At 60.5% G+C, this 22,880-nt stretch carries 21 protein-coding genes and 1 tRNA gene; 11 read left to right on the top strand and 11 right to left on the bottom strand.

Features of this window, described 5'->3' with window-relative positions; translation table 11 throughout:
- Positions 1 to 95 precede the first annotated feature (95 nt).
- Entirely contained in the window at positions 96 to 761 is a 666-nt protein-coding gene (locus tag QUG01_RS04145) for a magnesium transporter (RefSeq protein ID WP_500829019.1), read from the top strand.
- A gap of 90 nt (positions 762 to 851) precedes the next feature.
- On the opposite strand, the gene QUG01_RS04140 is transcribed toward QUG01_RS04145, so the two are convergent.
- Positions 852 to 1,211 carry an NADH-quinone oxidoreductase subunit A gene (locus QUG01_RS04140; RefSeq protein ID WP_500829018.1) on the bottom strand — a complete coding sequence of 120 codons (360 nt, stop codon included), beginning with the start codon at positions 1,209 to 1,211 and terminating at the stop codon, positions 852 to 854.
- 351 nt (positions 1,212 to 1,562) lie between these two features.
- Between QUG01_RS04140 and QUG01_RS04135 the strand changes: the two genes are divergently transcribed.
- Positions 1,563 to 2,207: a hypothetical protein gene (locus tag QUG01_RS04135; protein WP_500829017.1), complete on the top strand. Its 645-nt coding sequence runs from the start codon at positions 1,563 to 1,565 to the stop codon at positions 2,205 to 2,207.
- Between the two features lie 61 nt (positions 2,208 to 2,268).
- The gene (locus tag QUG01_RS04130; protein WP_500829016.1) at positions 2,269 to 3,360 is read left to right on the top strand and encodes a radical SAM protein; all 1,092 of its coding nucleotides are present in this window, start codon (positions 2,269 to 2,271) and stop codon (positions 3,358 to 3,360) included.
- A 501-nt stretch (positions 3,361 to 3,861) separates the two neighbouring features.
- Here QUG01_RS04130 and QUG01_RS04125 read toward each other — a convergent pair.
- The 6 genes from QUG01_RS04125 to rsmI form a co-directional block, all read right to left on the bottom strand.
- A complete protein-coding gene (locus tag QUG01_RS04125; protein ID WP_500829015.1) occupies positions 3,862 to 4,431 on the bottom strand; it encodes a hypothetical protein in 570 nt (189 codons plus the stop codon).
- Between the two features lie 221 nt (positions 4,432 to 4,652).
- A complete protein-coding gene (locus QUG01_RS04120) occupies positions 4,653 to 5,069 on the bottom strand; it encodes a DUF1484 domain-containing protein (RefSeq protein ID WP_199153969.1) in 417 nt (138 codons plus the stop codon).
- A 1,051-nt stretch (positions 5,070 to 6,120) separates the two neighbouring features.
- Positions 6,121 to 7,071, bottom strand: coding sequence for an FRG domain-containing protein (locus QUG01_RS04115; protein WP_500829014.1), 951 nt, complete (start codon positions 7,069 to 7,071; stop codon positions 6,121 to 6,123).
- Between the two features lie 913 nt (positions 7,072 to 7,984).
- Positions 7,985 to 10,153, bottom strand: a complete 2,169-nt coding sequence (locus QUG01_RS04110) for a YecA family protein (protein ID WP_500829013.1) — start codon at positions 10,151 to 10,153, stop codon at positions 7,985 to 7,987.
- 607 nt (positions 10,154 to 10,760) lie between these two features.
- A tRNA-Leu gene (locus QUG01_RS04105) sits at positions 10,761 to 10,845 on the bottom strand.
- A 58-nt stretch (positions 10,846 to 10,903) separates the two neighbouring features.
- Positions 10,904 to 11,800: a 16S rRNA (cytidine(1402)-2'-O)-methyltransferase gene (gene rsmI / locus QUG01_RS04100; RefSeq protein WP_500829012.1), complete on the bottom strand. Its 897-nt coding sequence runs from the start codon at positions 11,798 to 11,800 to the stop codon at positions 10,904 to 10,906.
- Here rsmI and QUG01_RS04095 point away from each other — a divergent pair.
- Genes QUG01_RS04095 through QUG01_RS04080 form a run of 4 tightly spaced genes read left to right on the top strand, consistent with a single transcriptional unit; the run spans position 11,795 to position 14,496 of the window.
- The gene (locus QUG01_RS04095; RefSeq protein WP_500829011.1) at positions 11,795 to 12,958 is read left to right on the top strand and encodes a penicillin-binding protein activator; all 1,164 of its coding nucleotides are present in this window, start codon (positions 11,795 to 11,797) and stop codon (positions 12,956 to 12,958) included. The two genes, rsmI and QUG01_RS04095, sit on opposite strands and share 6 nt — an antisense overlap.
- Positions 12,955 to 13,296 carry a YraN family protein gene (locus QUG01_RS04090; RefSeq protein WP_500829010.1) on the top strand — a complete coding sequence of 114 codons (342 nt, stop codon included), beginning with the start codon at positions 12,955 to 12,957 and terminating at the stop codon, positions 13,294 to 13,296. The genes QUG01_RS04095 and QUG01_RS04090 overlap by 4 nt, the downstream gene beginning before the upstream one ends.
- Positions 13,297 to 13,317: 21 nt before the next feature.
- Entirely contained in the window at positions 13,318 to 13,908 is a 591-nt protein-coding gene (locus QUG01_RS04085; protein ID WP_043620403.1) for a phosphoheptose isomerase, read from the top strand.
- Complete coding sequence (locus QUG01_RS04080) at positions 13,909 to 14,496, top strand: BON domain-containing protein (RefSeq protein WP_500829009.1); 588 nt, start codon at positions 13,909 to 13,911, stop codon at positions 14,494 to 14,496.
- 53 nt (positions 14,497 to 14,549) lie between these two features.
- On the opposite strand, the gene QUG01_RS04075 is transcribed toward QUG01_RS04080, so the two are convergent.
- From QUG01_RS04075 to QUG01_RS04060, 4 genes are all read right to left on the bottom strand, one after another.
- Positions 14,550 to 15,752 carry a sensor domain-containing phosphodiesterase gene (locus QUG01_RS04075; RefSeq protein WP_500829008.1) on the bottom strand — a complete coding sequence of 401 codons (1,203 nt, stop codon included), beginning with the start codon at positions 15,750 to 15,752 and terminating at the stop codon, positions 14,550 to 14,552.
- A gap of 167 nt (positions 15,753 to 15,919) precedes the next feature.
- Complete coding sequence (locus tag QUG01_RS04070; protein ID WP_500829007.1) at positions 15,920 to 16,900, bottom strand: Tim44 domain-containing protein; 981 nt, start codon at positions 16,898 to 16,900, stop codon at positions 15,920 to 15,922.
- Positions 16,901 to 16,952: 52 nt separating this feature from the next.
- Positions 16,953 to 17,651 carry a tRNA (N6-threonylcarbamoyladenosine(37)-N6)-methyltransferase TrmO gene (gene tsaA / locus QUG01_RS04065; RefSeq protein ID WP_500829006.1) on the bottom strand — a complete coding sequence of 233 codons (699 nt, stop codon included), beginning with the start codon at positions 17,649 to 17,651 and terminating at the stop codon, positions 16,953 to 16,955.
- A gap of 70 nt (positions 17,652 to 17,721) precedes the next feature.
- Positions 17,722 to 18,480 carry a GNAT family N-acetyltransferase gene (locus QUG01_RS04060; protein WP_500829005.1) on the bottom strand — a complete coding sequence of 253 codons (759 nt, stop codon included), beginning with the start codon at positions 18,478 to 18,480 and terminating at the stop codon, positions 17,722 to 17,724.
- 191 nt (positions 18,481 to 18,671) lie between these two features.
- Between QUG01_RS04060 and mnmG the strand changes: the two genes are divergently transcribed.
- From mnmG to QUG01_RS04040, 4 genes are read left to right on the top strand one after another with little or no spacing between them, the layout of a single operon-like run.
- Entirely contained in the window at positions 18,672 to 20,570 is a 1,899-nt protein-coding gene (mnmG, locus tag QUG01_RS04055) for a tRNA uridine-5-carboxymethylaminomethyl(34) synthesis enzyme MnmG (RefSeq protein WP_500829004.1), read from the top strand.
- Complete coding sequence (gene rsmG / locus QUG01_RS04050; RefSeq protein WP_043620377.1) at positions 20,567 to 21,196, top strand: 16S rRNA (guanine(527)-N(7))-methyltransferase RsmG; 630 nt, start codon at positions 20,567 to 20,569, stop codon at positions 21,194 to 21,196. The genes mnmG and rsmG overlap by 4 nt, the downstream gene beginning before the upstream one ends.
- A complete protein-coding gene (locus tag QUG01_RS04045; protein WP_500829003.1) occupies positions 21,193 to 21,984 on the top strand; it encodes a ParA family protein in 792 nt (263 codons plus the stop codon). The genes rsmG and QUG01_RS04045 overlap by 4 nt, the downstream gene beginning before the upstream one ends.
- A gap of 4 nt (positions 21,985 to 21,988) precedes the next feature.
- Entirely contained in the window at positions 21,989 to 22,846 is an 858-nt protein-coding gene (locus QUG01_RS04040; RefSeq protein WP_500829002.1) for a ParB/RepB/Spo0J family partition protein, read from the top strand.
- Positions 22,847 to 22,880 lie beyond the last annotated feature (34 nt).

Here is a 22,880-nt window from a genome sequence, read left to right as displayed (position 1 = left end):
TTGGCTTTTGCGCGAATTTCCGGCGACTATTCTGATCGGGGCGCATCTGCAATTTGGAAAGGCAACGCCAAATGAACCAAGCAAGCAAAATCTACATGACTGACGCGCAAGGCATGCGCTGGGTAAACGCCGATTACGTGAAGGAAGTAGCGGACGATATCGCCGACTTCGGCGGCAACCACGCGATCGATGGCAATGATCTGGACATGAAGCGCGACAGCATCTGGCGCATCTTCCGCGTGCGCGCCATGTGGCTGCTCATCCTGACGGCCTTTGGCATTTTGACCAGCAGCATCATTGCCGGTCAGACCGAACTGCTGGACCAAGCCATCATTCTGGCGGCCTTCCTGCCGGCCATCGTGGACATGGGCGGCAACTCCGCCAGCCAGGTCGCCACGCTGGTCATCCGCTCCATCGCGCTGCAAGACTTGAAGGTCCGCGCCAAAGATGTGTTCCTGGTGTTGAAAAAGGAAATCGTGATTGCCTGCATGCTGGCCGCCGTTGTCGCGGTTGCCGAGGTGGTGATGGCCCATTTCACCAAGTCCCCGGGCGGCGACATCCTGCTGGTGGTGGGCGTATCCATGTTCGCCTGCACCCTGACCGGTTCGATTATTGGCGCCGTCCTGCCGTTTGTCGCTAAACGGTTCGGCGCCGATCCGGTCACCCTGTCCTCGCCCATGCTCACCAGCATTTGCGACTTTGTCGGCGTGCTGATCTACCTGGGCTTCGCCATGGTGATTCTGGGCGGCAATCTGGTGTAAGCGTTTATCGTGGGCAGGTTTGGCATCTGCCGCGCAAAGAGAAAGGCCGTCCCATCGTGGACGGCCTTTTTGCGTCGCGCGGCTATGCGCTCAATCCCATTCCAGCGCGCCTTTTTTCCATTCGTAGACGAAGCCTATGGTCAGGAAAGCCAGGAATACCGCCATCGCGCCCAAGCCAAACAGGCCCAGCTCGTCTTTCAGCGTCACCGCCCACGGAATCATGAAGGCTACTTCCAGATCGAACAGGATGAACAAAATGGCCACCAGGTAGTAGCGCACGTCGAAGCGTCTACGCGCGTCGCCAAAGGCCTCAAAGCCGCACTCGTAGGGCGACAGCTTTTCCGGGTCTGGCCGGTTGGGACCCAGCAAGCGGCCCGCCAGCATAGGCAGCACCCCCATCAGCAGACCCACCACGATGAACAGCAGGATGGGGAAGTAGTTTTCCAGCATGGCTATCGATTCCTGTTGCGATGACTAAACAGGGATAGACCGCGGCAGGCCGCCAAGTGCCTGCGCCAAGGGTAAAAGTTTGGTAAAAGCCGCTTGGCATGAGCCGGCTGTTATAAAGGCCAGTTTGGGTCGGGGTGAACGGTCCTATCATGAACTATTCCGCATCGGGGTGTTGTCCACCAGCGCGCAGCATGATGTTTCATCCCGCCGTCGCGCCATTCAGAACCGCCAGGCGTACTCTCGCCACTGCTACCAGGCTTCCGGTTGCATCCAAATGGAATATCAGGCTGTGCGCAGATGGGCGCGAGCCGCCGCTGGCGGGTTCTTGACCTTTCCTTGCTTGGAGGCAATATGAAAACCACCCGTATCGATTTGGCCAAGCCCGGCCAGAGCGCGCCGCTGGTATTGAAGCCGGCGCAGTTGCGCAGCAATGCGCAGGCCTTGTTTGAGCAGCTGGACAAGGATCCTCACGCATCTCAGGATTTCATCCATAACCCGGCCGGCGTGCTGACGCAGAAAGTCACCCAAAAGCCGCTGCCGCAACAGCAGATCACCGACGTCAACCGCGTACTGTTTGCCATGCTGGCCAACGATGGCTTCCGCCAATGGATGGATGATTACGAATCGGCTCCCGGCGGCAAGCCGGTGACCCAGGCGCAGTTCAGCCAGGACTTTGCCAAGGCGGTGCTCAAGTTTGGCGACTCCGACCTGATCCGCGCGCTGTTTCAGTTAGCGGGGGATGGCTTCGGCCTGCCGGGTTTTGGCAATTCGGCGGAACAGCTGCTAATCGGCCCGGAAAAGTCGGTGGTCACTCCCGCCGCCACGCCGTCCACCTCGGACCAGACGCTCAAGTCCAGCCAGAACTTCAACGGTTTTGCCACCGGCATGCAGTTTGGCTTTGGCGGCGTGGTGGATGCTGCCGTGCTGCGCGCGGTGATCAGCCAACTGGTGACCGAGGCCAAGCAGTTGCAGGCTTCCGGCCAGCTCAGCGTGTAGCCGGTCCGTTCCTTGTCGGGCATGGCGCGCCTGGCGCGGCGTCATGCCCAGGAGAAGTCAGATGAGCGCAGTTCAAGCCAGCCCCGGCATTTTTCGCGGGGCGAAGACGCTGTCCATCATGCCCACCTACACCTGTCCCGCCGCCTGCGAGCACTGCGCGTCGATGAGCAGCCCGCAGGCCAGGGAAAACCTGTCGCTGGAAGTCATGTTGTCGGCGATAGACCAGGCCAAGGCGCTGGGCTTCTACAACGTGGTGTTCACCGGCGGCGAAGCCACGCTACGCTGGAAAGACCTGCTGACGGCGATACGCCATGCCGCTGCGCTGGATTTCCCGGTGCGGCTGGTGACCAATGCCCACTGGGCGGTCAACCGCCGCGCGGCGGAACGCCGGCTGGACGCCTTGCTGGCAGCCGGGCTGACTGAGATCAACTACAGCACCGGCGACGAACATGTGCGCTTTGTGCCGCTGGAGCGGGTGATAGAAGCCTGTCTGGCGGCAGCGCGGCGTGGCTTCAAGGCCTGGGTGATGGTGGAGCTGCGCGCTGCGCGCCGGGTGGGCGGCAGCGCCATCACCGAGCATCCGCGCATTGCCGCGCTGGCGGCGGAAGAACGCGAGCGCATAGAAATTCTGGAAAGTCCGTGGATGCCGCTGGACCCGTCGCAGCTGGAGGATTATCCCCGCGGCGTGGCGGCGGATAGCCATACCCTCAAGGCCTATATGGCGTGCAACAACGTGCTGCAAACCTATACCGTGCAGGCCGACGGCCGGGTGGGCGCCTGCTGCGGCATCGGCATGCGGCAGATTCCCGAGTTGAATGTCACCACGGTGGCGCAGCCGGACTTTTTGGCGCGGGCGGTGGAAGACGCGGAGGGAGACTTCCTGAAGCTGTGGATACATTACCAGGGGCCGGAACAGATCCTGGCCTGGGCAGCCGCCATCAATCCGTCCATCCAGTGGGAAGGCATGTACGCCCACCGCTGCCAGGCCTGCGCCAGGCTGTACCGCGACGAAACCATCCGCCGGGTGGTGCGGGAGCATTACGACGAAATGCTGACCCAGGTGCTGCAGGCGGCCTGGCTGGACGAGCGCTACGTGCCGCAAGCCTCGCGGCTGATGCGGGAGAAGCGCATGGCGCCCGCTCAGCCGGCCTGAAACCGCCATAACAAAGGCCATCCGCATGGGGATGGCCTGAGTTGATGTTGTCGCGCAGTGGCGCTGGCAATCTGGCGTCGCAGCCGCTTGCCGTCTCGCAGAGTGACCGTTGCCGGAGTCCTGGCCGGAAGAGCGGTCTGGTGGGGTGCTGCGGATGGCGGTGGGGCGCGGCGCAACCAATCAAGATAAGGGATCGGAAGGTTCGCCTGGATTTGCCGCTAACTGTCTCTCCGTGGTGAGATGATCGGGCCTGCTGTGCTTTATATCGGTCTTTTATAGCTGGCCTAAATAGCTGTTTTCGTTATTTTTTGTTACGGCTGGTACGGTTCTTGTATGGCGTCGGGCCGCCGGAGTCGACTGGATCAAACCGGCCAAGGGCCTGCCACACTGCCGGTCTGGCCGTGGCGGCCGCCGCGCCGCCGGTTTCGGCAACGCCGCCGACCTGCTGGCCCGCGTGATAAGACACGCCGTTGTTCCAATAGGAGGCGGCGTTTTTACGCGTTAGCGGCGGATGCGCGTTTGTTGCAGCGGTTTGGCCGCGCATTCGCCGATGAAGTGCCAACGCAGATAATCCGCGCTGTCTGCCAGATTGGACACCCGCCACGGGCGGTAGCCGGCGGCGCAAACCCCCACCGTGGCGTTGCCCAGGCGCGGCGCGGGCAGCCCCACCAGCATGGCGGCCCGTTGCCGGGCATCCGGGATGGTGGCTTCGCCGCGCCAGTGGCGGCAGTTTGCGCAGTCGTTATGCTTGGCCGCCAGCCGCTCGGCCTGCGAGCGCGGCAGGTGCGCGTCAAATTCCAGAATCGCCGCCCGTTCTTCAAATGCCTCCACGTCGTCGGCGTAGGCGTGCTTGCGGTGATGGACATAAAGATGGGCATCCAGCGCCGCAATCAACTCCGCCGCCGGAACGCCCTCTTCAAGCTGGCGGCCCAGCGTTTGCAGCCAGGCGGCGCGGTCATCGTCGCGCCAGCGCTCCAGCCGGCAGATGCGGTCCACCCGTTGCAGCAAACAGTCGGGCAGGAGTGAACGGGTTCGTTGCGGATTCTGGCGCCGCAAAGTGGTTGAGGTCATCTCGCCTTTCCTGTTCCGTCCACCCGGTCATGGTGGGTGTAAGGCTGCTTAAGATTAGAAGGCAGCATGCCTGCGCGGCGGGAAGCGGCTAAGGCGACAAAGTTCAGCAACGTAGGTTGAGAGGGTGGTGTTGCAGATAAGAGGATGTATGAATGCGGGCAGTAAAAAACCGCAGGGCCTGTGCCGTGCGGTTGTTTGCTGCGCGTAATGTTTTGTGTTGCTTACAGCACGCGGGTAAGCAGGGTCAGCGATTCGCCCATGCGTTTGTCCAGCGGCTCCAGCAGTTCCTTGATGCGGCTGGATGGCAGGCGGACATCGTCGCCCAGGCAAGCGAGCAAGTCGATCACCGATTGCAAACCCAACTGGCCGTGGGCGAGGTGGCAGATGGACTCCACCACAGCCTGCTCGATGTCATGGCACAAATGCGCCACGCGCGCGGCTGGCTCTCTGGCTTTGGCTTGATCCTTGCCGGCCAGTTGCTCTTGCAAGGCGGCAAAGGCTTCGTGCAGCCGGGTCATGGCCAACAGGCTGGGCGGATGGGTGGGGACTTGATTGTGCAGCAGCCAACGGCTGCGGGCGGGGTGACGGTTTTTCAGGGAAACAGCAAGGTGAGACGAACTGCGGGTGATGCTAGGCATGGCAAAACCCTCCTTAGGTTGTTTCGCCTGCCGCTCGTCGCCAAACGAGGGTGGCAGGCGCATGGCAGGGTTGGCGAACCGGACCTAAGGAACCGGCATACCCGGAGGTATCCCCACCAAGGCCCGCCATGGATTGCGCGTAGCAATGGTGTGTGTGGACAAGCCGCAGTCAACGCTGCGTCAGTCCGCCTTAGGTAACAGGTCGCCAAACCTGATGCCGCTATTGAACGGCACGGATGGGATTATCCGGCTGGAAGGCTTGCTAGGCAAGGGAATAGGGTGGAAAACCGGCTGTATTTTGAAGCAGTAAGTAGAATCCGATGCGCGGATGATGGTTTTCAATACCGGGGCTGTTCGGCGGCAGGCTTGAAGGGAAGCGGGTGCGTCGCAAACGTGCCAGCTGTTTACGGGCGTTGCACTGAGTTGGCGTATCCGATTGTTAAACCGAACCGACTTGCCCCTATCCCATCAGCGCAAGCCGACTCCGAAGCCCTTTCCAAGGTTTTAAGCCGCCTCCTGTTTGAGCGGGGCGACGTTAGCGCCCCGCGAGTTTGGCGGCGCCTTGGAAAGGGCTTTGGAGGCGGGGTTTCGCAGCGCTGTTGGGTCGCCTTTTCTTTCGTCCATTTCTTTTGGCGAAGCAAAAGAAATGGACCCGTCCAGCCGGGCGGTACCGGCACTTAAACATCTGTCCGCGGAGCGGACACAAAGCCGATCAACATTTCGTGGTAAGTATGGTGCTTCGTGTGGCTCAGCCAACCTATGGCCTTTGAGGGGATTGGGGATGTCGCAAACGTGTTTGCGTTTTGCCAGAGTCTCTATCGAAAAGATTTGTTAAGCCATTGTTATTGTTTTTTTTTGTGATGTGTAAAATGTGTCTATACGCAAAAATATACACATTCTGAAATGGCAGCTTTCGGCCCAAAGCGGAAGTATTCACTAGGCGAAACCAGACACTCTGGAACGGACGTGAGGGGCCACCGGAGCGGCGACGCCGCGAAGGGAGTCCGCAAGTGCAGCTTGTGGGCGGTTCCTCTCGACGGCTTGTTTGGCATCAGTAACTCTTAAGTTTAGGGGTTCCGAATGCCGCAAACCCTGTGTAATCAGGATATATCGATGAGTGCTTGTAACCGAACATCTTTTCCAATCGCGAGCGAATTTCCGCTTTTGCGTTACTTGATATCTTGAACGTATAAAGAGCTCCAGACTGAACTCCGCCCGCAGCGGGTTCAAAAACGTGCGGCCTGAGCGCAAGGCAGCTTGCTTTTCGCCCTTCCTCTATCGTCCAGCAGCCATCATGAAAATCTGGTGATTTTGGAAATTGGAATCTTCCTTTGCCGTTTGGACGTATTGACGCGGGAACTCCACCAAAGATAAAGCCGCCGTTCTGTGCAAATATGCGCGAATCTAGCACTGACGGCTTCCATGCGAACACGGATGTCGTCCATTCCTTCGGGTCGATTGGGTTTTGATGGTCGGGTTTCCACGGTCGGCTGAGGTCGTCTTCCCAACCACGATATTCGCTGCGCTCGTTAATAAGCCTATTTGTTACATCAATGGCAAAGAGGCGTGCGTCCTTGTCTTCGAATACGACTTGGCCGTTGCTCCACTTTTCCTCAACAGCAAACCATGCCCCAACCCATGCATTGAAGGTTATGTCGATAAGGCGGGTTGGCGCTCCATAGTGTTGAAGCATCGCGAGCTGGCGAAGAACGGATAGTCTGCCGTGTTGCGATGGGTTGTGGAGCCCCCAACGATGTAACTCGGTGAGAATGTTTAATTCTTCTCTCGCCAAGCTATCTTCTTTCTCTGTCCGGCCGGAAGTTAGGCAAAGACGTCGGTACAGAGAGCTATGGAGCGACCAATCTGAATCAATTTGGCCCCGCCATGCGAATTCAATGTTGTTTGCGACCGCCTTTTCCATCACCCCTTCAATGGTGTCAACTAGCTCAGAGAAGGACCCGATTACGGTTTCGAATGGCTGCCAAAAATTTGCTGCACTCATGTGTATGCCCAACTGTTTTTCAGGCACATAAAGGTCCGGGTTATTTCCAAGAACACGGACACGATTGAGCCTAGCCCAAGATTTTGAATGACATTGAGATTATCCCATTTGGGTCTCCTTATCAATCATACGAACAGGGTCAATGGCTGCTATCAAGTGTTTTCTTTAGGGCCGCTTCTGGCCGTTAGCTGTCGATTGTAAATCGCAGTTTCCTCCTCGCCCAGCCAGGCACACACCTAAAATCCTCCCGAAACCGTGGATTGGACCCTAAGTCCTTGTCCTGCAATGGCTTTTAATCCACGGTTTGTCCACCACCCCGCCCCCCGATTCCGTGGATGCGCCAGAAATCTCAATAAAATCAATGCCATGAAGGGAAGGGCGAATCCACCATTTCCACCACATCGGACGGCAAACCCGTGGATGAATTTTTAAGCAGCGCTCCGAAACCGTGGATCGCCCCTGTCTTCCTTTTTCACTGCTTTCCTTCTCTATCTCTTTGTTTTTTATAAAAGAAGAAGAGAAGAAGAGGGGCGGAGTCATAAAACGAGGATGTGGAAGAATCGGGGCAAACCGTGGAAGTGGGAGGCGAAACCGTGGATTTCAGAGGGCAAACCGTGGATGGGTTGTTCTAAACAATCAATGACTTAGGGGTGTTAAAGGGGTCAATCCACGGAATTTTTTCACATCCTCCCACACCCAATGGCGCGGAAAGCTGCTTCTTGAAAATGAGGCGGGTGCAATAGATAACAAAAAACCGCAGGGCTTGTGCCGTGCGGTTGTTTGCTGTGCTTGATGTCTTGTGGTGCCGGGGTCTCTATCGAAATATACGTCTAAGCTACTGTTTTTATTTTAATTTCTCTGTTGTGATAAATTGGCATATACACAAAAATATACACGTAGTCTTTCGTTGAAATTACGAGGAGCTATCGCTTGTCGCCGATAAACAACATTTTTTGAATTTTCTACCGCTGCCGCATGGACATGGATCATTACGCCCTGTCTTCTTAGGGCGTACTACTTTTTCGAGCTTTGCTAATGCAGTAGTTGCTTGCTCACCAATACTCATATTTTTCGTCAAAAAATCCATATCTTTCGATGGGGACCAAGGATACTTCAACGAAACCGCAAATTGTACATTGCATTCTGGATCTACTGATATGCCAAACCAAATTTTAGCATGCTGTACATATTTGCGTTTTTCACAGTGGTGCTCGAGTGTTTCTAAGGCTTCATGCGTCAACTTAGGATTACAGTGGAAACAAATGCCATAATTAGTGTTTGAGATAGTGAAGTCATGTCGTTTCCCGTCATATTGAGCCTTCCTCATAATGGCGTGCAGACCACGGTGCACGTGGCGACTGGAATCTTCGTTCATAGAAAGTAGAGAGAAACCAAGCTCTAATGCGGCAGGGGATGCACTCTTTTCAATCTGAGAAATCAGCCGCTCATAAAGCGTGCCTGCCATCCGTGTCAAAATTCCTGCAGGGGTCCGTGCACCAACACGGCCATCTCGGCGTACCATCATGGCCGTGTCAAGATCGGTTGCAATGGAGTCTTCGAGTATGACCATCCCATACTTTGGATCAAGCCATAGATTACGGCGCAAATGAAAGGCTAGTGCTGTTAGTTCGTGGCTTAGCGAAACTTGTTCAATGACTGCTAGCCGCATGCGAATATAACTTAGTAGTCGAAGTGGGGTGCATAACATTTCAGTCATTGTGTCAAGTAGGAAAACATCCATCACAAGTGGAGGTAGAATGGTGTTCGTAGCTTGATACTTTAGATACTCATGTACCTGAAATGCTAGAGCAGGATAGTGCTCTGCGACCACATTGAATATATAAACTTCTGTGATGGTATATGGCAGATTGATTTCTGCTCCTTCTTCATCCTCTAAGTGACAATTGCCGTGAATGATGGCATTGGCACACTCCCACCCTTGGTCGTAAGATTTTTGAATTGCGGCTGCAAAGTCTTTCTTGAGTTGGCCGTCGTTCCCCTTTCGCGCCTCTAACGTCAATTTCTTTGACTTGGCTTGTACGATGATGATGCGGTCACCAAATACAACGAGTACATCAACCTCTCCGACTCTGTCCTTACCCTGATACAAATTGACATTCTTTTTGACGTTTGTGTTTCCGAAAACCATAGCCAGCCTTTTGGCGGAATATTGTTCCGTGAATGCCCCACGATGCTCCATTGCCGTAGCCCTATAATCATCATCATTCCACATCCAATAAAATGGGGACTCATATAATGCTTCATAGATAGCGTAATGCTGGAAAAGTAATACTGTCCCTTGACCAGTTGGAAGCAATGGTGTTGCTGCCACGTAGTTGAAGTCACCGATATCCTTGAACTGGCTATTGTCACCTGAAAATGTAAAGGTCTCGAGGAATGCTTGAATGATAGATATTTCTATACCACATTTGTAAGCGATCTCATCAGGAGAAAATTCGAATGCGGGAAGCCAGGATTTGGGAAAGGACCCCGCGGCTTTGGCTTGCGCGAACATTTGAGTTGATTTCTCATCCATAAGCAGACATATCGCGTGAGCGATAGCTTGTGCTTGGTCGATAGAAAACGCCTTATTCTTTATCAACCACTCATCATCGCCTCTATATTTTTCGGGCAATAGGTCTCGGTATTGAAAGCTGTATGCGGACTCGGGGCCATAGAATATGGGCTCACGCATCACTTTCCCCTGCCAAATTTCATGGGTGCCTGTACCGGCTAAGACGCTGTCGTGCAAGGTGGCATGCATCGGGCTGAACAGGGAGTGATGGAGTTCCTCCATCAACTCATAGGTGCGTGTCACATAAGCATTTAATTTATCGTCTGATGGTTGGGTAAGATCAAGTGGTTGCCGCACCATTAGACCTATCAGCGTAGTCACTTCCGTTCTAATGAGTCGGTCGTGGTTGAATAACTTCGACATGTCGATCGGTTCCAGTTGCTTGCTATAGAACACGGTGTTATCGAATAGACAGATTTGTGCGATTGCATGTACGAACCCTGGCTCTGCTGTTAGCGTCACCAAGTCGGCGATTACTTCAGCCTCGGGTCGATTATTCAATTTCATGAGCTGCACCTCCCTTTATGCAATTGCTGGTCCAGTGATATGTCGATTGATTCAAATCATATGATGAGAGACTTTTATCTGTGCATCTATTTCCTACGTATGTAGCAAAAACCACTGCCAACGCTGCCAACACTGCCAACTCGTCTGTAAGTTGCTGATTGATATGAATTTAGTTGTTGGCAGTGGCGGCTAAAGCACTGCCAACAGGAGGGGGCAAACTGCCAACTGGGCGGGCTGGGGTGGATTCACTGCCAATTGACTGCCAACTCACTGCCAACAGATAAATCTATATAAATCAGTCTATTGGATAGGTGTTGGCAGTTTTGGCAGTGAGTTTGGCCTCACGTGAGAAATTTTCCGCTTACTCTTCCGCTTCGCCGTCGTGCGGATGCAACGGTGATCGTTACCTCTGTAGCAAGCGTGAGTCTTCGCAGACACTTGTGAATAGGGGCGCGCGTGAGCAGATAGGGGCCGGGGGAAGGCATCTTGAGTGCCGATGGCGATGCCAACATTCCAATCCTGTCGGGGAGGAGAGGGGCTTCGGAAATGGACAACAAAAAACCGCAGGGCTTGTGCCGTGCGGTTGTTTGCTGCGTTTGATGTCTTGTGGTGCCCAGAGTCGGACTCGAACCGACACGCCTTGCGGCGGGGGATTTTGAATCCCCTGCGTCTACCAATTTCGCCATCCGGGCGACATCTGCGAGAGACCGAATCTTAACCTTCGCCGCTGCGCTTGTAAATAGTTGCGGCTTAGTCTTTTTTCAGTTTCAGCGCGTAGTCGTACAGTTGCTTGCGGTTGGCGCCGCTGATCTGGGCCGCCAGCGTGGCGGCTTGCTTGGTGGGCAGGTCGGCGGCCAGGATTTGCAGCACGCGCATGGCTTCTGCCGGCGGGGCGTCGTTATCGGCGGCTACGGCCGGAGCGGCGTCGATGATCAGGGCGATTTCGCCGCGCTGCTGGTTGCTGTCGGCCTTCACCCACTCCAGCAGTTCCGCCGCCGGCAGCGCGTGGAAGGTTTCAAAGGTTTTGGTCAGTTCGCGCGCCATCATCACGCGGCGTTCGCCGCCCAGTTCCGCCACGATGTCTTCCAGCGCGTCCACAATGCGGTGCGGCGCTTCGTAGCAGACGGTGAGGTGGGGGGCGGACAGCCATTGCTGCAGCGTTTTGCGGCGTTCGCCGCTCTTGGGCGGCAAAAAGCCGTGGAACAGGAAGGTGGCGGCGGTGAAGCCGCTGGCGGACAGCGCGGCGATGACGGCGCTGGCGCCGGGCAGCGGCCGCACCGGGTGGCCGGCGGCGCGCACGGCTTCCACCAGCCGCGCGCCGGGGTCGGACACGGCCGGGGTGCCGGCGTCGGATGCCTGGACCACAATCTGCCCTTCGCCCAGCCAGCGCACCACTTGTTCCGCCATGCCGCGCTCGTTGTGTTCGCGCAGGCTGACCAGCCGTTTGGCGCGGATGCCATAGGCAGACAGCAGCTGGCCGGTGACGCGGGTGTCTTCGGCGCAGACCACGTCGGCGGCTTCAAACGCCGCCAGCGCGCGCGCGCTGATGTCGGCCAGATTTCCAATGGGCGTGGCCACCACATATAATGTCCCGCTACAGAAACTATCCCTGGCGGCATCGATCAGGTGGGCGAACGAGTTATGCAAAGACTGACTCCGCTGTTATTGGTGAGCTTGGCGCTGACGTGGTTGACGCCCGCGCTGGCGCAAACCCCAGACTATATCATCCAAAGCAACGGCGCGCCGATGCGCGCGCTGCAGCAAGCGCCCGGCCAAACGCCGCGGCTGGCCCCCGCGCCGGCGCAGACGGCGCCTGCCGCGGCAGCCTTGCCCAGCCCTGCGCCGGCAGCCAGCGCGCCGGCCTTCCGGCCGGCGAGCGGGCGGCCCAAGATCAAGATAGGGCTGATCCTGCCTAACGAATCGGCAGCGCTGGGCGAGGCGGCGGCCGTGGTGCGCAGCGGCGTGGAGGCGGCGGCCCAGGTGGACCAAAACGCCGAGCTGGTCAGCGTGGACGCCACTACGGACAATGTGGTGCAGCGTTATCGCGCGGCGGTGGCGGACGGGGTCAATGTGGTGATCGGCCCGCTGTCGCGCGGCGCCATCGCCCAGCTGGCGCCGTCGGTGACGGTGCCGACCCTCGCGCTGAATTCCATCGACCGCGACGCCGCGGCCAATGCCAAGCTGTTTTCCTTGTCGCTGATCGTGGAGGGCGAGGCGCGCCAGCTGGCGCAGCTGATGCGCGATGACGGCCGCGCCAACCCCTTGCTGGTGGTGGGCGGCGACGCCTTGTCGCAGCGCCTGGCCAAGGCTTTTGCCGATGAATGGCGCCGGCTGAACGGCAAGGACGTGCTGCGGCAGCCGTATGATCCCAACAACCTGCCGGCGCTGCTGCAGGCCAGCGGCCAGGCCGATTCCCTGGCCTTGGCGCTGGACGCCGCCCAGGCCGGCAAGCTGAAGGCGGCGCTGACGCCGGACCTGCCGGTGTACGGCACCTCGCAGCTGAATGCCGGCGGCAGTCAGCCGGAGCTGGCCGGCGTGCGCTTCATCGACATGCCGTGGTTTTTGATGCCGGATCATCCGGCGGTGAAGCGTTATCCGCGGCCGACGACGCCGCTGACCACGCAGACGGAGCGGCTGTACGCGCTGGGCATCGACGCCTACCGTCTGGCGGTGCTGATGGCGGGCAGCCGTCCCGGCGCGTCGGTGAAGCTGGACGGCGTCACCGGCGATTTGAAGCTGGGACGCGACCGGGTGTTTGAGCGCCAGCTGCCGGTCGGCGTGATGGGCGGCAACGCGCTGCAATGAACCAAGCCGGGCGCGATGCCGAAGACCGCGCGCTGGCGCTGTTGCAACAGCGCGGCTTGAGACTGGTGGCGCGCAACTGGCATTGCCGCGGCGGGGAGATCGATCTGATCATGCGCGATGGCGACGCGCTGGTGTTTGTAGAGGTGCGCCATCGCGGCGGCGGGCGCTTCGGCAGCGCCGCCGACAGCATCACCCAGGCCAAGCAGCGGAAACTGATGCTGGCCGCGGAAGTCTATCTAGCCAGCCACAATATTCATGCGCCCTGCCGCTTCGACGCGGTGGTCAGCGTGGGCGGGGAACCGCCGCAGTGGCTGAAGAACGTATTTACGCAGTATTAGTTGAGAAAAGGGGATTCCCCAATGGATCTGATTGACCGGGTCAACGGCCATTTTCTGGAAAGCATCGCCGCCAAGCAGGAGGCGATGGAGCTGCTGTCGCCGGGCGTGGCCGCGGCGGCCGAGCTGATGGTGGCCTGCCTGATGAACGAGGGCAAGATTCTGGCCTGCGGCAATGGCGGTTCCGCCGCCGACGCCCAGCACTTCGCCGCGGAGATGGTGGGCCGCTTCGAGAAGGAGCGGCCGGGCCTGGCGGCGATTTCGCTGGCCACCGATACTTCGGCCTTGACCGCCATCGGCAACGATTACGATTTCGACATGGTGTTTTCCAAGCAGGTGCGCGCCCTGGGCCACACCAACGACCTGCTGCTGGCCATTTCGACATCCGGCAATTCCGCCAATGTGATCGAGGCCATCTACGCCGCGCACGAGCGCGGCATGAGCGTGATCGCGCTGACCGGCAAGGATGGCGGCAAGGTGACGGAAATCCTGTCGCCGGAAGATATACACCTGAACGTGCCGTCGCTGCGCACCTGCCGGATCCAGGAAGTGCATATCCTGCTGATCCACGCGCTATGCGACGCCATTGACTGCATGCTGCTTGGGGGAGAGTAAATGAAACAAACCGTATTCGCATTGCTGCTGGCGGCTGGCCTGGCCAGCAGCTTGAGCGGCTGCGTCGGCCTGGTGGCGGGCGCGGCTGCCGGCGGCGTGCTGGTGGCGGCAGACCGCCGCACCAGCGGCGCTTATGTGGACGACCAGGGCATCGAGCTGAAGTCCGGCGAGCAGATCGCCAGCCGTCTGCCGTCCGCCCACGTCAACCGCAACAGCTTCAACCGCGCGGTGCTGCTGACCGGCGAGGTGCCCACCGAAGAAGCGCGCCAGCAGGCGGAGCTGATCGTGCGCGGCATTCCCAATGTGCGCCGCGTCTACAACTACCTGACGGTGGGGCCGGTTTCCGGCTTCTCCGAGCGCAGCAACGACACCTGGATCACCAGCAAGGTGCGCACCCGCCTGCTGGATGGCAAGGGCTACAACCCCAATGACGTGAAAGTGGTGACCGAGCGCGGCGTGGTCTACATGCTGGGCCTGGTGACGCAGGCCGAAGGCCAGATCGCGGCCAAGGTGGTCAGCGAAACCGCCGGCGTGCAGAAGGTGGTGACCTTGTTTGAATACATTCAGGACGTGACGCCGGCCAAGTAAGGCGGGCAATCGAAAAACAAGCGGCCAGCAGGCCGCTTGTTTTTTGGGCGGGATCAGGCGATGTCGGTCTGCGGCAACAGCAGGTCGGCGCACAGCACATGCATGCACTCGTCGATTTCTATCGCCATCGACATTGTCACGCAGGAGCGCGGATCGGTCATCGACAGATACGGCTCGCTCATATACAGCACGCCGGGCTGGTCCACCGCGTGCTGGAAATAGCTGCGGCGCGACCACACCGCGCCGGTGGTGTCGGACAGCGGCGCGTAGCGCGGATCGGCGGCGCTGCCGGCCTGGCGGTTGTTCAGGTTGCGGCCGATTTGCCGCCCCTCGCTGTTCAGCAGGAAGCAGCGGATCACGTCCGGCAGGCTCAGCATGGGCTTGGCCGCCAGGTCGAACGGCGTGCCTTGCATCAGCGAGATGGCGCTCTGCACGAAGCATTGCCGCGCCAGCTCGATCTGGCGGCGGGTGAGTTTGCGCTTGAGCAGCGCATGCGCCATCAGCTCGTCCCAGCGTTCGTCCAGCTTGGGGGTGATGATGTCGTCGCCATCGGGCCGCTCCGCCGGATGGGCCACAAAATAACCCTGGATCAGGTCGCAGCCGGAGTCCATGGCCACCAGCACGTCGCGCTCGGTTTCGATGCCTTCCAGCACCACCAATGCACCGATTTCGTGCATCAAGCGCACCAGGCGCGCCAACAGGCTGCGGCTGCGCGGCTGGTGGATGGCGTTGCGCATCAGCTGGCGGTCGAACTTCACCATCGCCGGCTCCAGCTGGCACACCCGCTCCAGATTGGAGTGGCCGACGCCGAAATCGTCGATGGCGATCATGAAGCCGTTGTTCTTCAGCAGGTGCACGCCTTCCAGCAGCGCCTCGTCCACCTCCAGCACATGCTCCAGCACTTCCAACACCACTTGGTGCGGCTCCAGTCCTGCCTGGCGGATGTTGTTGACCAGCGCCATCGCCCGGTCGGGACGCGACAGCGAGGCGGCGTCGATGTTCAGGAATAGCCAGCGCGGGTGTTCGGACTCCAGCTTGAGGAAGCGCTGGATGTGGGCCAGGCTGACGGCGACGTCCAGCTGATGCCGCTGCTCGGGGGATATGGCGGTGTAAAAGGCTTCGGCGGGCGTGAGCGCGTCCTTGCCTTGCTCGGCTCGCAGCAACGCCTCCACGCCTATGCTGCGTCGATGCGCCAGGCTGTAGACGGGCTGGAAATGGCTGCCGATTTTCAGGCCGGCGTGCTCGAAAGCTGTCATCGCGATGCGGTCTCCCTGTCAGCGGGTTCTTATTTGACCCGTCCCGCCTTACAAGCAAGCGGCATTCCAGTTTAGTGCATGGACATGAAAATAAAAAACGGGCCTCACGGCCCGTCGTCAACGAGTGTTAAGCGCGACTGGAACGCAACAGCGTCCGCGCGCCTCGTTTAGTCCTGCTGAATGCCGGCCACCAGCCAGCGTCCGCCAGTGCTGCCATCCTTGATGTAATGCCAGATTTCGCTGAACGGTACGACCGGCGCGCCCACTTCCTCGCTCACCTGGCCGGAGAAGCGCACGCTGGCGATGTAGCGGCCGCCTTCGACGGCGGCATCCGCCAGCTGGCAGTCAAGCTGCGAGAAGTCCGCCACGCCGCTGTTGCTGGAGATGTCGCCAATCAGGGCGTTGAACAGGTCCGGCGTCATGTACTTGCGCACTTCTTCCATGCTGTCCGGGGTGTTCAGGCTTTGCAGGTGCAGGAAGGTGGCCTTGGCCTGGCGCAGGAAGTTCGGCGTTTCGGTGCCGTCGGGCAGGCGCGTCTGCGGCGCGCTGCTCGGCGCAGGGGCGCCGCCGCCGAAGCTGTTGCCGCCGTTCATGCCGGAGCCGATTTTCGGAATCGGATCGAAGCCGCGCGGCTGTTCGGCCATGCCTTGCGGCATGCCGGCCGGTTGCGGCGCATTTGCGCCCGGCGCACCGGCCTTGCGGCGGAAGAACATGAAGCCGCCTACCAGCAGCAAGCCCAGCAGCGCCAGCATGCCCCATGGCATGCCGCTATCCTTTTGCTGTTGCGCCGGCGCGGCGTTGCCTGCGGCGTCCTGAGGCGCCGCTTGCTGATTGGCGTGCTGCTTGTCGCTGCCGGCGGAGCCCAGCATGTAGCCGGCGGCCGCGCCTGCCGCGCCTGCGGCCAGCGCGGTGCCGATGCCCGGACCGCTCTTCTGCGGTTGAGCCTGTGCCGGGGCGGCGGCCGGAGCCGGCACGCCGGCGGACTGCGGCGCCTGGGCCGGCGTGCTCGGTTGATAGGTGCGGGTGGGCGTGGAGCGCTGCATGCCTGCGCTCTTGCCCTTGCCCAGGCGCGCGGCCTCGGCAAACGGTGTTGCCAACACGGAAACCATGGTGAAGGCGAGTACGATCGTCTTCGCGCGAGTGGTCATTTTCTTTGTCCTGAGTGGTTTAGTTGCCCGGGTAAGACCGGGAAGATGCAATTTAGTTTTGGTTTTCTTGCAGAATTTCAAGCACCGTCGCCTTGTTCGCAACGATGCCGAAGCGGACATTGTAGCAATACAGCATCACGCCGTAGATGCGTTGCGGATCGTCCTGATAGGCCGGGCGCGGATCTTGGGCCAGCACTTGCTCCACCAGCGTCGCGAAGCCGGCCGGCGGTTCAAGCTCAGTCAATTGGCGCAGGGCGGCGTCGCTCCATTCTACCTGCAGCAGCGGCGGCGGGCCGTCTACAAAGCCGCCTGCCGCATCGGGGCGCGACTCGACGAAGGGAATGTACGGCTTGATGTCCAGCACCGGCGTGCCGTCCAGCAGGTCGGCTCCGGCCAGTTGCAGCGACACGCCGCCTTCGGTCGTGACCGAAACCAGCTCCACCAGTGATAGCCCCAGCGGGTTGGGGCGGTGGGTGGAGCGGCTGGCGAACACGCCTACCTTGGCGTTGCCGCCCAGCCGCGGCGGCCGCACCAGCGGCTGCCAGCCGCGTTCCAGCGTCTGGTGAAATACAAAGCTGATCCAGACATGCGAGAAAGCCTCCAGCCCGCGCACGCAGTCTGGATGGTTGTAAGGCGGCAGCAGCTGCAGTGTGACGCCGGCAGCCGTCGCTAGCGAGGGCTGGCGCGGGATGCCGAATTTTTCCCGATACGGTGAGTGGATCACGCCTATCGGTTCAAAGGTGTAGTTCATGCCGCGATTGTAGCATTCCGTCTAGGCATGAACCCCGTCGTCGTCCGTCGGATGTCGCCCGCTTGCCGGCTCAGGCGGCGGCGCCGACAAAATGCTTGTTGTAGCGCGCATTCAGCCGGCTCATCGGTAGCAGCATGAAGAAGTCGGCGCAGTTGAAGTCCGGGTCCCAGGCCGGTTCGCCGCAGACATGGGCGCCGGCGCGCAGATAGCCCTTGATCAGCGGCGGCAGCGGCACCGGGGCGCTGTCGTCGACGACGCGGTCCAGCTGCAGCGGCAGATACGGGAACACGCGCCATTCCGGCGGTGACAGATACTGGCCTTCCAGCTGGCGATAGAGGCTGACCGCCTGATGGCCGCCATCGGTCAGCGACACGCTGGCGCAGCCGGCCAGATAGGCGCCGTTCTGGCTGGCGACGTAATCGGCCAGGCCGGACCACAAAAGGGCGATCACCGCGCCGGAGCGGAAGTCACGGTGCACGCAGGAGCGGCCCACTTCGATCAGGTTGTCGCGCAGGTGGGACAGGCGGGAGAGGTCGAATTCATGTTCGGAATACAGGCTGGGCGCGCGGCGGGCAGCGGTAGGGGAGAGCATGCGGTAGGTGCCCACCACCATGCCGGTATTGTGGTCTTCTACGATCAGGTGGTCGCACAGCTCGTCGTATTCGTCGCAGTCTATGCCCAGATCGCGGGAGGCCAGTTCGGCGCCCATTTCGCCGGCAAACACTTCGAAGCGCAGCTTCTGCGCGCGGCGAATGTCTTCGGCGCTCTGCGCCAGGCGGACCGCCAGTCGCGGTTTGCTTCTGCTTGCAAGTTGTTCATTTAGCAGCATGTTTTGCCCCTCGTCGTGATGAGCTTATGCTAGGTGTCGAGTTTGACAATGCGATGTCCAAAACATGACCTTGTGGTGACCGTGGCTTGACGATACGGTGACGGGCGCGGGTTTATTGAAATCAAAGACTTATCAGTCAAACGGAATTGGCGTAAAATAGGCCGTTTTTCCGCTTGATTTGCTCTTTCGCCATGATTTATCCGACAAGCTACGACGTGATAGTGGTGGGCGGCGGCCACGCCGGCACCGAGGCCGCGCTGGCCGCAGCGCGCATGGGCTGCAATACGCTCCTTCTGACGCACAACATCGAGACCCTGGGGCAGATGTCGTGCAATCCGTCGATCGGCGGCATCGGCAAAGGCCATCTGGTGAAAGAGGTGGACGCGCTGGGCGGCGCCATGGCGCTGGCCACCGACATCGGCGGCATCCAGTTCCGCACGCTGAACGCGTCCAAAGGCCCGGCGGTGCGCGCCACGCGCGCCCAGGCCGACCGCATCCTGTACAAGGCCGCCATCCGCGAGATGCTGGAGAACCAGCCCAATCTGACGCTGTTCCAGCAGCCAGTGGATGATCTGCTGATCGAAGGCGACCGCGTCGCCGGCGCCATCACCGCCATCGGCATCACTTTCCGCGCCAAGACCGTGGTGCTGACCGCCGGCACCTTCCTGTCCGGCAAAATTCACGTCGGCATGGAAAACTACACCGGCGGCCGCGCCGGCGACCAGGCGGCGTCCACGCTGGGCGCGCGCCTGCGCGAGCTGGACCTGCCGGTGGGCCGGCTCAAAACCGGCACGCCGCCGCGCATCGACGGCCGCAGCGTGGATTTCAGCGTGATGGAAGAGCAGCCGGGCGACACGCCGGAGCCGGTGTTCTCCTACCGCGGCAAGCGCGAGATGCACCCGAAGCAGCTGCCATGCTGGATCACCCACACCAACGAGCGCACCCACGACATCATCCGCAGCGGCTTCGACCGCAGCCCGATGTTCACCGGCGTGATCGAAGGCGTCGGCCCGCGCTACTGCCCGTCGATCGAGGACAAGATCAACCGCTTCGCCGACAAGGACAGCCATCAGGTGTTCCTGGAGCCGGAAGGCCTGACCACGCACGAGTTCTACCCCAACGGGATTTCCACCAGCCTGCCGTTCGACATCCAGCTGGCCGCCGTGCGCTCGATCCGCGGCATGGAAAACGCTCACATCCTGCGTCCCGGCTACGCCATCGAATACGATTACTTCGACCCGCGCGGCCTGAAGGCCTCGTTGGAAACCAAGGCCATCCAGGGCCTGTTCTTCGCCGGCCAGATCAACGGCACCACCGGCTATGAAGAAGCCGCCGCGCAAGGCCTGCTGGCCGGCCTCAACGCCGGCCTGTCCGCCCGCGAGCAGGACGCCTGGTGCCCGCGCCGCGACGAGGCCTATCTGGGCGTGCTGGTGGACGACCTGATCACCAAGGGCGTGTCCGAGCCGTACCGCATGTTCACCAGCCGCGCCGAATTCCGCCTCCAATTGCGGGAAGACAACGCCGACCTGCGCCTGACCGAGATGGGCCGCAAGCTGGGCGTGGTGGGCGATGAGCAGTGGGACGCTTTCTGCCGCAAGCGCGACGCGGTGGAAGCCGAGAAGGCGCGCCTCGCCGCCACCTGGGTGCATCCGGCCAAGCTGCAGGACCCGGCCGCCTTGGAAAAGGTGCTGGGCAAGCAGATCGAACGCGAATACACGCTGCAGGACCTGCTGAAGCGCCCGAATGTGCCGTACCGCGAGCTGATGACGGTGCCGGAAGCCGCCGCCGGCGCGCCGGAACTGGCCGACGAGGTTGCCGAGCAGGTGGAAATTCAGGTCAAATACCAGGGATACATCAATCGCCAGAACGAAGAGCTGGCGCGCCGCGATAATCTGGAAGACATCCGTCTGCCGGGCGACATCGATTATGGCCTGGTCAAGGGCTTGTCCAAGGAAGTGCAGCAGAAGCTGAACCAGCAGCGTCCGGAGACGCTGGGCCAGGCTTCCCGCATCCAGGGCATCACCCCGGCCGCCATCGCCCTGCTGATGGTGCACCTGAAGCGTGGCTTCACCGACGCGAAGACCGCATGACACAACATATTGCCGAATTGAAACAGGGCTTGGCGCAACTGGCGCTGGAGCTGACCGAACCGCAACTGGACCTGCTGGAGCGCTACCTGGCGCTCTTGGTCAAGTGGAACCAGACTTACAATCTCACCGCCATCCGCCAGGAAGAGCGCATGGTCAGCTATCATCTGTTGGACAGCCTGAGCCTGGTGCCGCATCTGCAAGGCGGCAGCCGCATGCTGGACGTGGGCTCCGGCGGCGGCATGCCGGGCATCCCCACCGCCATCGCGCGGCCGGACCTGCAGGTGGTGCTGCTGGATTCGAATCACAAGAAAACCACCTTCCTGCGCCAGGTGGTGCTGGAGCTGGGCCTGCCGAATGTGCAGGTGATGACCGACCGGGTGGAGGCGTACCAGCCGGAGCAGAAGTTCGATCGCATCACCAGCCGCGCGTTCTCGGAGCTGTCCGAGTTCGTCAAGCTGACCCGCCACTTGATGGCCGAAGGCGGCCAGTATGTGGCGATGAAGGGCGTGTATCCGTATGAGGAAATCGCCTTGCTGCCGCAAGGCGTGGCGGTTTCGGAGGTGCTGCCGGTAACGGTGCCGGGGCTGGACGCCGAACGCCATCTGGTGAGGATGGTGCTGCAATGAATCCACGCGTGATCGCGGTGGCCAACCAGAAGGGCGGGGTGGGCAAGACCACCACCGTCGTCAATCTGGCGGCCGGTTTGGCCGAGCTGGGCCGGCGGGTGCTGATCGTCGATCTGGACCCGCAGGGCAATGCCACGATGGGCAGCGGCATCGCCAAGCAGTCGCTGGAGAAATCCGGCTACGACGTGCTGCTGGGCGAGGCCACCATCGAGGAGGCGCGGCAGGACGCCAAGGCCGGCGGTTTCCATGTGTTGCCGGCCAACCGCAATCTCGGCGGCGCCGAACTGGAGCTGGTCAACGAACTGGCCCGCGAAGCGCGGCTGAAGAACGCGTTGGCCGAGGTGGCCGGCCAGTACGATTACGTGCTGATCGACTGCCCGCCGTCGCTGAACCTGCTGACGCTGAACGGCCTGGTGGCCGCCGACAGCGTGCTGATCCCCATGGTTTGCGAGTACTACGCGCTGGAAGGCTTGTCCGATCTGGTGGCCACCCTGCGCAAGGTTCGCACCGCGGTCAATCCCAAGATCGAGATCATGGGTTTGCTGCGCACCATGTTCGACGCCCGCAACAACTTGTCGCAGCAGGTATCGGAACAGCTGGCGCGCCACTTCGGCGACAAGGTGTTCCAGACCGTCATCCCGCGCAATGTGCGCCTGGCCGAGGCCCCCAGCCACGGCCTGCCGGGTTTGTCGTATGACCGCAATTCCCGCGGCGCGCAAGCCTATCTGGCGTTGTCGCAGGAACTGGTTGAACGACTCGAACCCGCCACCGCAACTCCCACCGTCTGACACTATGGCCAAACTCAAAGGATTGGGGCGCGGACTCGACGCGCTCCTGTCCACCGTTGATACGGTGGACGACAGACTTTCCACGCTTCCGATAGACAGTATTCGCCCCGGCAAGTACCAGCCCCGCAGTTTCATGGATGAAGCGGCGCTGGACGAGCTGGCGGCCTCCATTCGCGTGCAGGGCATTATCCAGCCGCTGATCGTGCGCGAGCTGGGCCTGGGCGACTACGAACTGATCGCCGGCGAGCGCCGCTGGCGCGCGTCGCGCAAGGCCGGCCTGACCGAGGTGCCGGTGGTGATCAAGAGCGTGCCGGACGAGGCCGCGCTGGCGATGGCGTTGATCGAGAACATCCAGCGCCAGGAACTGGACCCGATCGAAGAGGCGCAGGGCATCAAGCGCCTGATCGACGAATTCGGCCTGACCCACGAAGCCGCCGCCGACGCCGTCGGCCGCTCGCGCAGCGCGGTGTCTAATCTGCTGCGCCTGTTGGTGCTGCCGCAGCCGCTGCAGCAGATGATGCACGAGGGCAAGCTGGAGATGGGCCACGCCCGCGCGCTGTTGTCCCTGCCCACGGTTTCCCAGCTGGAGCTGGCGAACGAGGTGGTGCGCAAGGGCATGTCGGTGCGCGAGGTGGAGCGCCGGGTGCAGCAGCGTGTTGCGCAAAAAGAGACAGTTTCTCCGCAGCAAAAGCACGTCGATCCAGATGTTTCCAGGCTGGAGGAGCAGGTTTCGGACGCCATCGGCGCCCGGGTCAGCATTCGTCATGCCAACGGCGGCAACGGCAAGCTGATCATAGAATATGCCAGCCTGGACGAACTCGATTCGCTATTGGCCAAGCTGCAAAAAAATCCTCAAAAATGAGCTTGTTGCAGCGCAAAAAACACTATTGCGCAAA

The organism is Chromobacterium sp. CCUG 76385 (assembly GCF_059916625.1).
This window is presented reverse-complemented; position numbering and strand designations above follow the sequence as displayed.